The organism is Arthrobacter caoxuetaonis, assembly GCF_023921125.1.
In the GTDB taxonomy this organism is placed as follows: Bacteria; Actinomycetota; Actinomycetes; order Actinomycetales; family Micrococcaceae; genus Arthrobacter_B; species Arthrobacter_B caoxuetaonis.
In genome coordinates this window covers 20231-35500 of record NZ_CP099467.1, presented here as the reverse complement: position 1 = coordinate 35500, position 15270 = coordinate 20231, and the positions used below count along the sequence as shown (strand labels likewise).

The 15270-nt window shown below is 63.1% G+C and carries 15 protein-coding genes; 8 read left to right on the top strand and 7 right to left on the bottom strand.

Annotation, left to right across the window (positions count from 1 at the left end):
• Positions 1-5: 5 nt before the first annotated feature.
• The 4 genes from NF551_RS16685 to NF551_RS16670 all read right to left on the bottom strand — a co-directional run bounded on the left by NF551_RS16685 (position 6) and on the right by NF551_RS16670 (position 3798).
• On the bottom strand, positions 6-1781 hold the full coding sequence (locus NF551_RS16685; protein ID WP_227897275.1) for a hypothetical protein: 1776 nt from the start codon (positions 1779-1781) through the stop codon (positions 6-8).
• Positions 1778-2218: a DUF6507 family protein gene (locus tag NF551_RS16680; RefSeq protein ID WP_227897276.1), complete on the bottom strand. Its 441-nt coding sequence runs from the start codon at positions 2216-2218 to the stop codon at positions 1778-1780. The genes NF551_RS16685 and NF551_RS16680 overlap by 4 nt, the downstream gene beginning before the upstream one ends.
• Positions 2219-2305: 87 nt before the next feature.
• Entirely contained in the window at positions 2306-3520 is a 1215-nt protein-coding gene (locus NF551_RS16675; protein WP_227897277.1) for a PDDEXK family nuclease, read from the bottom strand.
• 47 nt (positions 3521-3567) lie between these two features.
• Positions 3568-3798, bottom strand: a complete 231-nt coding sequence (locus NF551_RS16670; RefSeq protein WP_227897278.1) for a hypothetical protein — start codon at positions 3796-3798, stop codon at positions 3568-3570.
• Positions 3799-4017: 219 nt separating this feature from the next.
• On the opposite strand from NF551_RS16670, the gene NF551_RS16665 reads away from it, so the two are divergent.
• Together NF551_RS16665 and NF551_RS16660 are read left to right on the top strand one after the other, a co-directional pair.
• A complete protein-coding gene (locus NF551_RS16665; RefSeq protein WP_227897279.1) occupies positions 4018-4215 on the top strand; it encodes a helix-turn-helix transcriptional regulator in 198 nt (65 codons plus the stop codon).
• The gene (locus NF551_RS16660; protein WP_341482283.1) at positions 4215-5405 is read left to right on the top strand and encodes a type II toxin-antitoxin system HipA family toxin; all 1191 of its coding nucleotides are present in this window, start codon (positions 4215-4217) and stop codon (positions 5403-5405) included. The genes NF551_RS16665 and NF551_RS16660 overlap by 1 nt, the downstream gene beginning before the upstream one ends.
• 10 nt (positions 5406-5415) lie before the next feature.
• Here the strand turns inward: NF551_RS16660 and NF551_RS16655 are convergent, their stop codons facing one another.
• Together NF551_RS16655 and NF551_RS16650 are read right to left on the bottom strand one after the other, a co-directional pair.
• The gene (locus NF551_RS16655; protein ID WP_227897280.1) at positions 5416-6216 is read right to left on the bottom strand and encodes a hypothetical protein; all 801 of its coding nucleotides are present in this window, start codon (positions 6214-6216) and stop codon (positions 5416-5418) included.
• A gap of 57 nt (positions 6217-6273) precedes the next feature.
• Positions 6274-6540, bottom strand: coding sequence for a hypothetical protein (locus NF551_RS16650; protein WP_227897281.1), 267 nt, complete (start codon positions 6538-6540; stop codon positions 6274-6276).
• Between the two features lie 180 nt (positions 6541-6720).
• Between NF551_RS16650 and NF551_RS16645 the strand changes: the two genes are divergently transcribed.
• The 6 genes from NF551_RS16645 to NF551_RS16620 all read left to right on the top strand — a co-directional run bounded on the left by NF551_RS16645 (position 6721) and on the right by NF551_RS16620 (position 14870).
• Entirely contained in the window at positions 6721-8751 is a 2031-nt protein-coding gene (locus NF551_RS16645; RefSeq protein ID WP_227897282.1) for a site-specific DNA-methyltransferase, read from the top strand.
• Positions 8752-9196: 445 nt separating this feature from the next.
• On the top strand, positions 9197-11785 hold the full coding sequence (locus NF551_RS16640) for a DEAD/DEAH box helicase (RefSeq protein WP_227897283.1): 2589 nt from the start codon (positions 9197-9199) through the stop codon (positions 11783-11785).
• A 106-nt stretch (positions 11786-11891) separates the two neighbouring features.
• On the top strand, positions 11892-12098 hold the full coding sequence (locus NF551_RS16635) for a hypothetical protein (protein WP_227897284.1): 207 nt from the start codon (positions 11892-11894) through the stop codon (positions 12096-12098).
• Between the two features lie 277 nt (positions 12099-12375).
• Entirely contained in the window at positions 12376-13047 is a 672-nt protein-coding gene (locus NF551_RS16630) for a hypothetical protein (RefSeq protein ID WP_227897285.1), read from the top strand.
• Positions 13048-13364: 317 nt separating this feature from the next.
• Positions 13365-14210, top strand: a complete 846-nt coding sequence (locus tag NF551_RS16625) for an Rv1352/Rv1906c domain-containing protein (protein ID WP_227897286.1) — start codon at positions 13365-13367, stop codon at positions 14208-14210.
• Between the two features lie 21 nt (positions 14211-14231).
• A complete protein-coding gene (locus NF551_RS16620) occupies positions 14232-14870 on the top strand; it encodes a helicase associated domain-containing protein (RefSeq protein WP_227897287.1) in 639 nt (212 codons plus the stop codon).
• On the opposite strand, the gene NF551_RS16615 is transcribed toward NF551_RS16620, so the two are convergent.
• Positions 14867-15232 (bottom strand): hypothetical protein, encoded by a 366-nt coding sequence (locus NF551_RS16615; RefSeq protein ID WP_227897288.1) that lies wholly within the window; start codon positions 15230-15232, stop codon positions 14867-14869. The two genes, NF551_RS16620 and NF551_RS16615, sit on opposite strands and share 4 nt — an antisense overlap.
• Positions 15233-15270: the final 38 nt, after the last annotated feature.

The following is a 15270-nucleotide window of genomic DNA, read 5'->3' as shown; positions in this document are numbered from 1 at the left end:
TCAACCTACCCGTCTTTCTTCATGGGGACCCAGTTGACGGTCAACCGGCCCGAGGCGAGCAAAGCACTGGCATCCGGATCATCCGCGAGACGTGCACGGAAAGCGTCGGCGACGGACTTGTCATCGAAGTTCCACTCCAGCCTTGCGTTGGGCACATCCTCGATGGCCCTGATCTGCCTTGCGGACTGTTCGACCCAATCGTTCAGTGCCTGCTCAAAACGCTGAGGGATATTCATCATCCAGGCGTAATAGCCTTTCGACTCCTGGAAGCGGTGCAGCGGCGGCGGCCCCGGGTCGGGGATGTATCCGTCAAAGTCGACTTCACCCTTCGACCCCGGCGTCACCTTCTCGACTGGCATGGAGTATTCGAGCCACTTGCCCTCCACAGGATCAACGCCGGTGATGAACTGCTGGTAGGGACCCCCGTGGCTTTGTGCGGTGGTGTAGTTCCAGGAACCACCACCGACGCCGGTCTCCCCCAGTTGGGGCTGCATCTCAGGTGCCCGGCCGACATATCCGGGCCGCGGATCGTTGAGGTTCGGCATCCGGACTCCGTAACGGGGCGGACCATCTCCTGCCGGAGTTCCGGAGCTGCCGCGGCTGTCGGGGCCCACTGCTTCGCTGCGCCAGACGGAGGTTTTAGAATCGGCCAGCCACGTATCGGGGATGCCTGCGAAGGAAGGCTGCAGTCCCCCGAAGATGCCTGCCGGCTGACGGGCCTGGCCCTGGACGGAAGGGGCTGGGCGGTGCGGTGCGTGGCCTGGGGCGTGTGGCCGGACCGAACCCAGGTCTCCGACTTTGAGGGCTTTGGCGGCGAGTCCGCCGGGAATGAGGATCGTGGCGATGTCGAAGATGTTGCGGCCGCCGGCGCGGGCAGGATCGGTCTCCCACATGTCCAGGCCGATCGCGTCGCCGCCCATGTCCCAGAGTTTGGCGCGCGCTGTATCGCCCAGGGGCCCGAAATGGGTGGCGAATCCCATGGTGACCACCAGGTCCCCCAGCCCGGCCCACGCTTCCTGGCCTTTCTCGGCTCCGCGGATGAACAGCAGCGACCCGGCGAATTCGACTGTGTCCCTGGCGCCGTCCATGAAGCCGAACATCATGCCCTGCGGGATGGAGCCCTGTTTGAAACCCGTGTAGTTCCATTCGGCGTTGTTGCCCCAGCTGAGCAGGTTCGCCTCGCCCATGGCCTCGTACGCACGGCCGGTCAGCCCGAAGGCCCTCTCCCCTGCCCCGGCACGTCCTGTCTCATCGGCGGCACCATAGGTTGCCCCTCCCCAGATCCCTCCGAGGGCGTTTGCGCAGCGGCGCTGGGTTTCCTCCAGCTCCATGGTCAGTGCGGTGAGGGACGCGAGGATCCGGTCCTGCTTGTCCGTCATGGCCCGGTCGGTGTTCCATTCCGGGTCGCCGGCGGTTTCGGCCATGAAGGCCTGCGCCTCCGGCTTCACCGTGGTCAGGTACCGGGTCTTGATCTCGGCTGCCTCGTCGGCGTACCGGCGCAGGGCGGCTGCGGCTGTCTCGACGTCCTCGAGCAGCGCATTGGCGGCGTTCGTGACCGGGACCATGGCGCTGTACACGTTCTCCTGGCCGGGAGCTGAATACACGCCGGGGTTTTGCAGGGCCGACCAGGTCGTGGTGCTCTCGGCGGTGGCTTCCTGGACGGTGCGGGCAGCGTAGAGCAGGGTGACAGTGTGTTCGCGGACGCCGTCCGTGTCCGGGAACTGGGATTCAAAACTGACGAGGTCAATGGCTGCGGACCCGTCGCCGCACTGGGAGATCACTGGATCCACAACCCGGGGCCGGCCCGTGTCGGGGCGTTGGGGTCTGCCAGCGGGTCATCCATGATGGAGGCCTGCGCTGCCTGTGCACTGCTGGTTCGGGCTGTGCCGCTCATCTCCTGGTCGGCGGAGAGAAGGATGTTTACGACGTCGGTGACCGCGGTGATGTTGTTCCGCATCCGGGTCTCGATGATGAGCATGCTTCGCTGGAGCACATAGGTGTTCAGTCCGGACAGCTGTTCGGCGACCGGCCAGGCCTGGGCCGCGGAGGCAATGTTCGCGGCGGCGGTTTCCAGGGCCCTCGCCATGGCCTCGTTTGTCTCGGACTGGCGGGCCACGTCGGAGAGTACCGAGCCGATGACCTGCGGGGTGACATCGAAGTTTCCTTCGCCTCCGGCCGACGGCGGCGGGCCGGGGGCCTGGTGCATGTCGAACTTCATGATCCCCCTGGGTGCAGCTTGGCCGCGGACAAGGTCCCATCCAAGCCAAACGCACCCAGCCAGGTCAAGGGTGGTGCATGGGCAGAACTACCCATGCGCTCCGGAGACCGTGCTGTTGTGCTGCTCGATGGCGGCCAGGATGTCCCGGACGACGTCCTCCAGAACATAGCCGGGGTGGACCTCAATGAGGGTGCAACCGTTCTCGGCGCAGGTCATGGCTTTCACAATGTCCCGCACTTCCTGGTCTTCGAACGTTTTCTTTCCGCCGAAGAACTCCACCGGCCGGGTGTGCTGCAGGCCCTGGTACTCCACCGCGATGTCGTAGGCCGGCAGGAAGATGTCCAGGCTCTGGGGAGCAAGCCAGTAAGGGCGGTACTGGTGGACAAACTTCTCCTGCGGCATCGCCTCCCTGAGCTGGCCCAGGAGGTGCATTTCGGAACGCCACTGCTCACCCACCCGCGGCACACCGGCATGATCGCGGGCATCGTTCTCGGCCTGCCGCGTCAGGAACCTCAGCCAAGCCCTGAAGAGGCCGTAATGGCGGGTGGATTCGATCCAGGGACCCGGCCACGGCACTGTTCCGTCGGGGTCCCATCTGCTGGGATATTCGTAGGTCCGCGGCGGCGCTGCACGGTCCTGCTCCAGGAACCATCGGATGTCATCGGCCGTGTAGACCTGCTGGACCTCGTCTTCGATGTCGGCGGCGACCTCATCAACGGGCTTGTCGGCTGTGAGGCGCCGCCAGAAGTCAGTGACGATGCTGACGCCACGCTCGGCCTGGAACTCATCCAGCCGGGCCTGAAGGGCGTCCACGACGTTGTCCAGGTCATGGATACCCTTCCGCGTGATGCCCCATTCGCTCCACTGCAGCACCTGCATTGCCTTCAAAGGCGGATGGCCCAGGTGCTCGGCCAGCGTCAGATGCAGCGACGCGGTCACCCCGATGCGGAGGGCGTCGTACCCGGCCGCGAAATCGCCGTCGAGAAAGCAGAACGTTGCCATGGTGTCGCTGGCGCGGAATGGCCCGCCGTCCTTCGCATACGGGTAGGCGTCAATGAGCGCTGTCAGGGTCCGGCGCGCAGCCGCGGGGTCGGCATCGCGTTCTTCGACAAGGCTTCGCATCAGTACTTCGGCGTACCCCGTCTGCCCGTTCACGTCGACGGGATTCCCGGCAAGGAAGGAGGGCAGGAACACCCGGTTGTAGAAGGACTTCTGGAGCCGGTTCATCCCCTTCTCTTCGTCCAGCTCGTCGAACTTGGGGACGCGCCTGGGTTTGGCGGGGACGGAAGATGGCTCACTCATGCAGGGAACATAGCATCACCGCAGGTCAGCTGAGCATCGGACCCAGGTCAGTCCTGCTGCGGTGTGTCCATGTCGCCGGCGGTCCGGTGGGTAACCATGCGCTTCTTGACCTGAAATTTCCGTTTGGATTTCACCCAGATGTAGTCCACGCACGGGCTTCGGCGTCCGGACTTGCACTTCGGGCATTCGTCCTTATTGCGCTCAGGTTCGGGCTGCTGGGGGCGCCGGCCGGCCAGGACCATGCTGGTTCCGGTTTTCCCGTGCTTGATCGCTCCCATAACAGCCCTTTCCGTTGCGCGGACTCTCTGCCCGGCATATCCATCATGCCCGCTCCCCCGCTGGCTGGGCGGCAAGATGCTGCCGGTTGTTGGTCACGCAGGGTTCCTCAAGCACTCGTATGCCGGGAATCGGCAAGATATTGCCTATTTGGACTTAGCATGGGAGGATCACGTCAGGATTCGATGAAAACGGCAGCTTGTTGCCGGTAGGAGGAAGTTGTGCCGGACTTCGAGGCCATAGGCCAGGCCATACGTGATGCACGACGTCGTGCCGGGATCACCCAGAAGGACGCTGCGGACCTCTCAGGGGTAGCTGAGCGCACCGTCCGCGCCATCGAGTCCGGCGTCGGCAACCCCTCACTGGGTTCAGTCATCGCCGTGGCCAACACCGTCGGCCTCCATGTGAAGGCCCTCTGATGGCCTCAATCGAACAGCTGCGCTTCCTCCCGGCAGCCGACGTCTACAAAGCCGGACGGCACGCGGGAACCATCTCCCGGGCCTCGGACGGCGGAACCGTCTTCGAATACCTTCCCGGCTACCTGGACTCCAGCGGGCCCGCGGTCGCCACCACCCTGCCGGCCGTACCGGAACCCGTCACGACGGCGCACGGCGCCCTGCCACCCTTCTTTGCCGGGCTCCTGCCCGAGGGGCACCGCCTCACGACCCTGCGCAGCGCAGTCAAGACCAGCGCAGATGATGAACTCACGCTCTTGCTCGCCGTCGGGGCGGACGTTCCGGGCGATGTCCAGATCGTGCCGGCCGGCGAAGAGCCCCGGGAGCCGGACGTGCTGGCCGACGCCGGAGACACCGAAGATCTGGACTTCAAGGAGCTTGCCGCGGCACTTGACCTGCATGGCCTGCCGGGAGTCCAGGACAAGATCAGCCCGTCGATGCTGACCGCTCCCCTGGCGATGCGCCGGAACCGCTACATCCTGAAGCTGGATCCGCCCGTCTACCCGCATCTGGTCGTCAACGAAGCACTGCACCTCACGGCCGCCAAGGCGCTGAAGATCCCCGTGTCCAAAGCTAGTGTGGTGAAGGACCGCCACGGTTCATCCGGGCTGCTCGTTGAACGGTTCGACCGGCGCAGCGCTGACGCGAAGACCTGGACACGCATGCCCATGGAAGACGCAACCCAGGTCATGGGGCTGCCGCCGGCATCGAAGTACAACGTGGCCGCGGAGGACGCTGTCAACGCATTGGCCGCCGTCTGCCGGGCCCGCCCGGTCGCAGCCCGAAACCTGTACCTGCAGCTGATGTTCGCCTGGCTTACCGGAAACGGCGACCTGCATGCCAAGAACATTTCCATCCTGGGCAGCGGAGGGGACTTCGCAGTCGCCCCGGTCTACGATGTGCCGTGCACACTGCTTTACGGGGACGACACCATGGCCCTGAGCATCGCCGGCCGAACCAAAGGCCTCAAAGCCAGGCACTGGGCAGAGTTCGCCGAATCCATCCTCCTGCCCGAGCGTGCGGCACAGTCAGCCAATAAGATCGCCCTGGCCGCGGCCGCCACGGTCAACCTCCAGGACATCCCCGTAGTGGGTTCGCCCCTGCGCGGTGCCGAACGGGAACTTCGGCACCGGCGGGCTGAACTGGCCAGCTAAAGGCAGGCCGCTACCGGGAGACCTCGTCGATCCCGTGGTTGAACATGATGTCTTCCAGTTCCTTGAGGGCTTCGCGGACCGTCCGGATCTTCTCACGGTCAAGGGGGCCGGAGAGCGCGGCGGACATGGCATCTGCAACCACCCGCACCTCAGCTTCCTTGCTGGTCTTCCGCATGTCCCGCGGGATGATGCGGAACGCCTCGGGCAGGATAACGTTCACGCCCTTGAAGCTGCGGATGTGCTCGAAGTATTCGGTATCCCGGCGTGCTTCAGCCACCTCCAGCGCGCCGTCGATGGCCGCCTCCAGCTCGGTCGCAGCGTAATCGAGGGATGAGACGTCCTGGCCTGCGCTCAGTAAATTCAGGCTCAGCCCGGTTCCGCCGTGGTTGTTACCGGTGCCGTAGGTGTTCACCGAGTAGTAGGGCTCGCCGATGGTCTCCCAGACCTTCCCGTCGATGACCAGGTACTTCCACAGCCGTCCATGGGCCTCACGCTCGGCGGCGACCTGATCCGTCTCCCGCGATTCCCACGTGCGCTCTGACGGGAAGTCCTCGTCCCCTGCATTCACATCGCGGCGCTGGATGTAGAAGGACCCGTCGAAGGTGCGAAGGGCAATCTCATCTGTCTCGTCGTGGGTAAGGCGCTGATAGCCGGGATCGAAGATGCAGGCAACGGGTGCATCCGCAGCAGTGACCGAAGGGATGTCAGTCGTCACCGTGAAGGTCTCCTCCACCCGACGAGGTTTGCGGCAGCGCGGCGGAACCCGGAGCGGATGGAACGTGACGGTCGTGGTGATGGTGAAGGTATCCATACCCTTTATGTGTGCGGCAAAGGGTCCTTCGCTCACCGCCGGCTGCACCTGATCCAGCTAGCGGATCCCGAGCTCGCGTGCCCGCATACGCTGCAGAGAAGAAATCTTGGTGCGCTGAATGTTCAAGATCAGTGTGACAAGGGATGCCGCAAGACCCACCAAAAACCAGGCAACGGTTTCTCCCTGGACAGCCAGAATCACCACAATTATGGCTGCGGCCACCCATACGAAAAACCGGGTGATCCCCAGGCTGTTGAACCGGCGGTGAAGAGTCATCATCTCCGGGTCATTCATCATGATGAGTTTGGCCGTCTGAATGTCCATTAGTGCCCCCGCACGTCAGTGAGTATTTACTTCGGACTTTAATGGCGGCCACCGACATCCGTCCCAATATGTCAGCTGCCCGACATATTCACGGGCGGAACAGACCGGGCTAATCAGCTGTGACCCCTTGCTGCGGGCTGGACGCGGCCGTCACGCCGATCTCTACGCATGTCCCCGGGCATGACCACTCCCCTGGCAGCCGGCGCTGCACCCGCGGACAAACTCACGGCACTCCCCACCACGCAGACATCCAGCCTGGAGCGGTATCTGGCTCAGATCCCGGACCCCACGCTGCGGGAGAACCTCGCCCGGGAGATCGCCGGGATGGGCCGCACGTTCGGTTTGGTCTTCGAGCGCCACCATCCTGAAGGCATCCGGCTGCCCAAACACCAGGTAAAGCGCGGATCCAAGGTCATCATCAATACGGTCAAGAACTCCGGCTACTACCGGGTCGCCCGCCTCGCCAAGGACGACGGCACCGCGGTGCTCGTGGACGACGAAGGCAACGAGGCCATCTACCCGGTGGACCAGCTGACGGTGGCAAAAGAGTTCGGCGACGTCATGTACCCCGGCCTGCGCAAACTCTCCGAAGTCCGCCGCGGTGCCCCGGACGCTCCCGTGCACACCATCATCAACGGTGAGAACTACCACGCCCTCGAAGCTCTCCAGTACACGCATTCGGGCAAAGTCGATCTCATCTACATCGACCCGCCCTACAACACCGGTAACGCCGACTGGAAGTACAACGACCGGTACATCGACTCCAAAGACGGCTACCGGCACTCCAAGTGGCTGTCCTTCATGGAGAAGCGCCTGCTCATTGCCAAGCAGCTCCTGAAGCCGACTGGCGTCATCATCATGGCCATCGACGACAACGAACACCACCGCCTTCGAATGCTCGCCGACACTGTGTTCGGTGAGGGCAACTTCATCGCGGACTTGGTGTGGGACGACAAAGGATCAAACCTCTCAAAATTCACCTCCGGCGGCGTCGACTACATGCTCGTGTATGGGAGGGACGCCGATTTGCTTGACGGGTTCCGGGACATCAAGAAGCATGCGCCCGAGCTGGTGACACTGGGTGCCGGAGTCCTTGAAGGCCGCAACCGCGAGGACGTCCAGGGCGCTCTCCGCGAGTACCTTAAGGCCAACAAGGAAGACCTGCCGAAGGGCGTGTCAGCCTACCGGCACGTGGATGACCAGGGGCGCGTCTACTGCACTACCAATATGGACAACAGCCTCTACCGTCCCAACCTGAAGTACCAGATCACCGATCCGGCCACAGGGACTACCTTCGATCCGCCAGCTAAGGGGTGGACCGTCCAGCCCTCCACTTTGAAGAACTGGATGGATGAAGGCCGCGTGCTGTTTACGAAGTCCGGGCCAATCAAGAAGGTGTTTCTGCACGAGGCAATGGACGTGCTGCCCAGCCCGGTTTTCAATTCCCCCCGAATCCGGGCCACCAAGCACCTCAAAACCGTTATGGGTGACAAACGCTTCCCCTTCCCCAAGGATCACGAAGTCCTGATGCGCTGGTTCCGGATGGTCGTCCCGGAAAACGCCGTCATCCTGGACTTCTTCGGCGGTTCCGGCACGACAGCGGAAGCGGTCATCCGGCTCAACGGTGAAGACGGCGGCACCCGCCAGGCCATCCTAGTGACCAACAACGAGTTGTCCAAGAAGGACGACGCCGCCCTGCGAATGGCCGGCCACGCTCCGGGGGACGCTGAATACGAAGCACTCGGCGTGTTCCACCACGTCACGAAGCCGCGCCTGGAGACCGTCATCACCGGCACCCGCCCGGACGGGTCCACCTATTCGGAGGGGCTTGCCGCAAACGCAGCGTTCTTCGAGCTGACCTATCTGGAGGAGCCGGAGATCGTCACCGGCCGTGCACTTGAGGACCTGGCTGGCCTGTTCTGGTTGAAGTCCGGGGGCTCCGGCGGGACCGTGGAAATTAACGCCGCCGCAAGGCGTGACGGGTACGCCATCTCCGAGTCCGGTGCTGCAGCCATCCTGTTCACCCCGGGCCGAGCTCGCGCGCTGGCTGAGCAGCTGAAATCCACCGGCCAGGTGATTGGCCACCTCTTCATCGTCACGGACTCTGATGCCGCCGGCGACGAAGCAGCATCACACTTCCCGCTCGGCATCAACGTCGAACGGATCTACGGCAGCTACCTGGAGGCATTCCAGGTCAACAGGAAGGACTGAAATTGCGCAAAGGAACCAACCTCGCTAGAGGCATAGTGCTGCATGCGGGAGAAGCGGAGGGCGGTGCTACCGAATCTGGGTCAGTACTGAAGCTGAACCAAGTGTTGGTTCAGGTCTTCGGCACGGACAGTCACCCAGGAATGCGGCTTAGCCTGGATCTCAAGGCGCTCAGATCACAAGGACTGCCCGGACACCTTCTTCCCCGCCAGGGGCAGGACGTAGCAATCGACATCGACCTAGCAGGCGCATCGCGGCCTGAAATCGAAGCTCATGTGACGTTCTTAGTCGAGTCTCAATGGACAGCGCAACTCGACCTACCCACGGCCATTTCAGTGAGAAATTTGTCGGTCAGATACGAGGACTTTCTGCCCGACGCCGGCTACATACGACCAACTTGGCTTGAATCCCTTGGTACTAAGTCACAGGAAAGCAAAGGATCTGCCGAGTGAAATTCACCCTCACGGACTACCAGCACGACGTCACGAATACCGTCGTGCAGCGTCTGAACTCAGCTGTGGCCATGTTCGACAACGACGGCGGCCGCACCGCGGTGGGCCTGACGGCTCCGACCGGCGCCGGCAAGACTGTTGTCGCCACCGCGGTCCTGGAGAAGCTGCTGTTCGGCGGTGGTATCCAGTCCCCGAATCGGAATCTCACTGTGCTGTGGCTGACCGATGACCCGTCGCTGAATGAGCAGTCCAAGGACAAGATCCTGAAGGCCTCCTCGGTGATTCAGCCTTCGCAGATCGAGATGATCGACTCGACTTACGACCGGGATTCCCTGGAGCCGGGGAAGATCCATTTCCTAAACATCGGCCGGCTCACCAAAGGTGCGACCGGGCACACGGTCACGGGCGATAACCGGCGCTGGTCGCTCTGGGAAACCATTGGCAACACTGTCGCCCGCCGCAACCGGGACTTTCTGTTCATCGTTGATGAAGCTCACCGCGGTTCCTCCGTCAAGGCCGGCGACAAGAAGACCATCATGCGCACTATCCTGGACGGAGGCCCGGTCGAGGTTCCAGATGCCTCCGGGGCTGTCCGTACGATCGTGAATCCGCCGGTGGCTGTCATGCTCGGCATCTCCGCGACACCGGCGAAGTTCGAGGCTGCGATGCGGTCCAATGATTCCGACCGGATGCTCATGAAGGTCAGCGCCGACATCATGAAGGTCCGTGAATCCGGGATGATCAAGGACCTCATCCAGGTCAACCATCCCACCGATAATCAGCCAACGGATGACACCCTGGTCAGGGCAGCGGTCCGTGACCTGAAAGAGTACGACAAGCTGTGGGCCGAAGAGGCGAGCATTTCCGGCAGGGCCCGCTCGGTGAATCCGCTGCTGGTCATCCAGGTGCCGGACAAGATCTCCGCGGCTGCCGTTGGAACGCTCGTGGCCTCCCTGACGGATGAGTGGACGGAGCTGCAGCACCAGCCGGGCACTCCGGTACCGATCGTCCACAGCTTCGGCGAGAAGTCCCCGATCGACCTTCCCGGCGGCCGCGTCATCCCGCACATGGCCCCGGAACTGATCGAGGAGAACACCCACGTCCGCGTTGTGATCTTCAAAGCGGCCCTGACCACCGGCTGGGACTGCCCGCGCGCTGAAGTCATGGTCTCCCTCCGTGCAGCCAAGGAACACACGGCCATCGCCCAGCTCATCGGCCGCATGGTCCGCACCCCGGTGGCCGGCCGCATCGAGGAGCCGGGCCTGGAGGAACTGAACTCGGTCTCCCTCTACCTGCCGCACTACAGCCGCGATGAAGTGGCCCGCGTCGTCATGTCCTTCGTGGGCGACGCCGACATCGAGATCCCGGTCTCGGTGAACCCGGTGGTCTTCGAACGCGCCGCGGGCTTGCCGGAGGCCCTCTGGGAGCTGGAGCTGCCGACCGAGACGAAGCCCAGGAAGCTCTTCACCTCGCAGACAGCACGGCTGGCAACACTGGGCTCACGGCTGGACAACCTCGGGATCCAGAACCCTTTCAACCCCAGCGTCACTCTCACAGAAGAAGTCGAACAGCGCGTCACGGCCATCCTGATGGCAGAGTACGCCCGCCTGAAGACCGGCATCGACGAAGAGGCCGACGGTCTCCTGGAGGTCACCTACGACCGGGTCGGCTACGACCAGTACGACGGTAGGGACAGGGGTGTGACAGCGCTGAAGGTCCGTGCCTCCGCGGAGAATCTGCGAGAGCTGAAGGCCAAAGCTCTCAAGGGGATGCCGGACGCCTCGGGTTCCTGGCTTTATGCGGCCCTGTACGAGGATCTCGATGATGACCAGGAAGCCATAACCCGCCTCTCGGCCATGGCCTCCAACGACGACATCATCAGCACGCTCGAGGCCTCGGCGGCAGCCCTGATCGACTCGTGGCGCCAGGCCTTCAACCCTGCCGTCTCACGGTTGGGCACTGCGGATAAAACTGCCCTTGATGAGATCTGGCATCCGCACGGCCAGCCGCTCAGGGGCACGTTCACCCTCCCCAAGACCGTGAAGACCAAAACCCAGAAGCTCGTTCCCGGCAAGGTGCAGGCCTGCGTCGAGGACATAGAGACCTTCACCGGCCACGTCTTCGCGGCAGCTGACGGAAAATTCCCTATGGTGGCCACCGGGTGGGAGCGGGAGGTCATCGAAAAGGAGCTCGCTCAGGTCGGGCTCATCGGTTGGTACCGCAACCCGGCATCAGCATCCCAGGGCCTCTCCGTCTCCTACACCGAAGGAAAAGTAGATAAATCCCTGTACCCGGACTTCCTCTTCTTCCACGAGGTCGACGGCGAGCTGGCGGTCGACCTCGTGGACCCGCACAACCACAACCTCGCCGACGCCCCCGGCAAGTGGAGCGCACTGGCCAGGTTCGCGCGGGAGAACCCCGGTGTATTCCGCCGGGTCACTGCGGTCATCCGGAACAGCAACGGCATCCTGAAGGGCCTGGACCTGGCCGGGCGTGCATCGACCGTCGTTGAGGACCGTCTGGCGGCCTGCTCCGGTGGAGAAGACATCGCCCAGGTGTTCGAAGAGTTCGGAGGGAACTACTAAGCAGCAATGGAAGGGTCCTGGCTTCGGCCGGGGCCCTTCTCCGTGTCCTGGCGCTTCATGAAGTCGTGTCAGCTGCGCGTTTCGCATGCTCGCCGCTCACAATGGGGTGAGTGATTCTCCTTTCCGGCCGCGTGTGCCTGCCGGCGTCCCCGGTGGTGGCCAGTTCACCACCCTCCAGCGAAACGAAGCCGACGTCACCGTCTCGGCCATCCACTCGGCTCCGGCTGAGCCCGTACCCGCTCCCGTCCAGGAGGCTCCGAAGCCTGCTGAAGCTCCGACACGCGTATCTTCGAGCGAGAACCCGGAGATGTAGATGGTTGCAGACTTCGAGGCTGTGAAATCCCGTGCCGCCGGTCTGTTGAAGCGTTTCCCCGGCCGCTAATCCACTCTTGCTGGCCTCCGTCGATTCGGCGGGGGCTTTTGCATACCCGAAAGACTCCAGAATGTTTGTGGTTCGGCTGAGTAGATCGGGTACAGCTGGCCGACTCCTCTGATGAAGAGGCCTGAAGCGCGCCGGCTGGGAGATTTTTCTACACTTCCGCGGAAGGCACTGGCAGTTCATACTGCCCTCCTCACCGAGAGGGGCCGCCATGGGGTCAGTAAGGGAATCAACCGGGATCAAGTGGAAGCAGATCTCGGCCGTTCTGACAGCCTTTGCTGCTGCTGTCACAGCTGGGATCCTGCTGGGCAACACCCCGTTGTTCCAGGAGAGATTCAACAGGGACGACTATTACGCGGGGAAGATACTCAGCTGTACGGAACGGCACGGGATGAACCAGACCTCGCAACACACCGAGGAACTGTTCAGCGAAGAGCACATATCAGCCACGGGCGAAGTGCTCTTAGAGGTCTTCGAAGAGTGCAAGTGGCCCCCAAACAGGACGCAGGAGGTCGACGGTTACAGCAGGATTGAGGTGCTGTCACGTTACGGACCCCTTGAGTCCGAAGCCAGTTCAGCCAACGTCACCGACCGGATCGAAGCGACGTGCCCCATCGTGGAGCTGGACTATCAGGTCACCTCCCAGGGTAACTTTGAGGCGCTGCCGTCGGTGCAAGTGTCTAGGGGCATGGTTGTTTTTGCAGCGGAGGGGCGCGTGGTGGAGGTGACAGGCCGGTGGCCTGGTACCGGGGATACCTATCCCGAGCCCCATCAGATCATCAGCCTGCATAATGGCAAGCGGACACTTAACGCTGCCCGGTGCGTAGAAGAAGTACTCACGAAACCCTCACCTTTTTCAGGTTGGAACCCTTCCATGCGATAGCAACGCGTTGACCCCTGTGGAGGCGTTGCACCCCAGTTCACGATCACGGTGCCGGAGTGGGCGGCCGACTTCACCATCCAGGCCTTGCGCCTTCCGCCAGATCGGATAGCCCGTAACGGCCGGCCCTCCGTCCGTTCTCCACAGTCGCCGGGAACCCTGCTTGAAGAATTCTTTCGTGGGGATGAGCAGATGGAGGGCGCCTGGCCGACTCCTCCTTTGAGCCGGCAACCAGGGCGCCTGAAATATCCGTTCTTATTCGCATCAGGCGCTGTCTCCCGCTGTAGATTCTCGGGTGAGTACTAACCAGGGGGAGAAAAATGAAGAACAAGGCTGTGCTGGTTCCGCTTGGCGGCGCTCTGGTGATCGCTGTGCTTGTCGTCCTGATCGTCATCGTGGGATACCGCGGGGTTAGTGGCACGACCGCGGAGGCGGACACACGCACGACACCTTCGGCATCAGCCTCACCGAGCAAGACCCCCTCCCCCAAGCCGACGCCCACACGTACGGCCAAGCCGACTCCGACTGCCAGCAAGCCCCCGGCCAAGCCCAGGATGGCTGTTGTCCTGGACTGCACCGTTGACGGGACGAAGAAGGAATTCGCTACGGTCCAGGCCGTCTGGGGCCTTGCCGCATCTTCTTTCTGCGAAGGCCGGGTGCGGACCTCCGGCGTCCTGTCCGACGTCGAGAAGGAGGCTATGGAGATTACTTTCGGCCCGGGATACGACCCCGAGAACCTGAGGTATCTCTACGGTGTCTGCGCAAACACCGAAGGAATCTATGTGGACTATGTCCGCAGCGGCGGCCAGGCGAAGTACCTCATGGGCGCCTACAAGCTCTGCCCCGACCACCCGAAAGCAGCTGCCATCGAAGCGACCATCGCCTCGGGCCAGCAGATGATTGCCGAGGAGGAAGCCAACGAGAATGCCGTAGCCGAAGTGCGACAGTTCGGGCCAGGCAAGTACCTCATCGGCGTGGACCTGCAGCCCGGTGTCTGGCAGTCCGTAGGCGAGAAGGTCACCGACTGCTACTGGGAGATCTCCGACGCCCAGGGCAACATCATCGAGAACAACTTCATCAGCGTTGCACCCCAGTTCTCCATCACGGTCCCTGAGTGGGCGGCCGGGTTCACGATCTCTGGCTGCACTTTCCGTCAGATCTCGTAGGCGAGCCGCTAACGTTGGTACGTGCCCGCCCCCGTTTCGCATAACGACCAGCAATGGCTGTCGACCCTTGAAGAGCTCATAGACTTCAAGGCCCGGTTCGGGTCCCTTCCAGGGGATAGCGGCCGGCACCCGCGTGAACGGGCACTGCAGCAGTGGCTCAAACGCCAGCAGCGCCTTGAAGCACAAGGCCTGCTCAGACCGTCCCGGGCGGAGGCCCTGAACAGTGTGGACGGCGATTGGCGGGCGAACCAGACGCAGCTCTCCTGGGAGAACAACCTGGCGGCAGCCATTCTCGACTACCAGTCACGGGGCCACATCCCGGCTAACGGCGAAGGCGCCGGCCCATGGCTCCTGCGGCAGCGTTCGCGGATGTCGGCCGGGAAACTGACTGCCGACCAGATCCAGGCACTCGATGATGCCCTGCCCGGGTGGAGGAACCTTGACCGGCTCAAGTGGGCTGAACGGGTCCGCGAGCTGCGCCTCTACGTTGATGCGGCGGGAGCGCTCCCCACGAGCCGGGTGAAGGACCCAGCCGCGTTGAGGACCTATACCTGGCTGGCATTCCAGCGGAAGAAGCTTCGGGAAGGGCGTCTGGGCGCCGCGCAAGCTGCTCAGCTCGATGACCTCGTCCCGGGGTGGCGGGGCCGTTCGGCCGGCTAGCTCGCTTCTGCGTACTGGCGGTTGGATTCAATGAAGCAGTGCACCGTGGCCAGCACAGCGTTGATCTGCCCGTCGGTGAGCGTATCGGCGCCGGCGGGCAGCAGCCGCGCCAGCGCAGGTGTCCTGTTCTCGGTGCTGATGCCCAAGCTCACCGCGCACGCTTCGATGACAGCGAAGGTTCCGACCCTGAGCCCCCGGGCCAGTGCCTTGATGGTTTCCGGGTCCGGGAAGGCATGCTGGGTTTTGGTGGCCATCTGCTGGATCCGGCCGGCTGTGGGATTGCCGCCGCAGTCCTGCGAGAGCTGTTCATACGATCGCTGCCCCTTGCAGGTCCGGATGAGTTCCTCAAGCGTCAATTTCATGGTGCGTGCCTTCGATGGTTCTGGATGGTGCATCTACA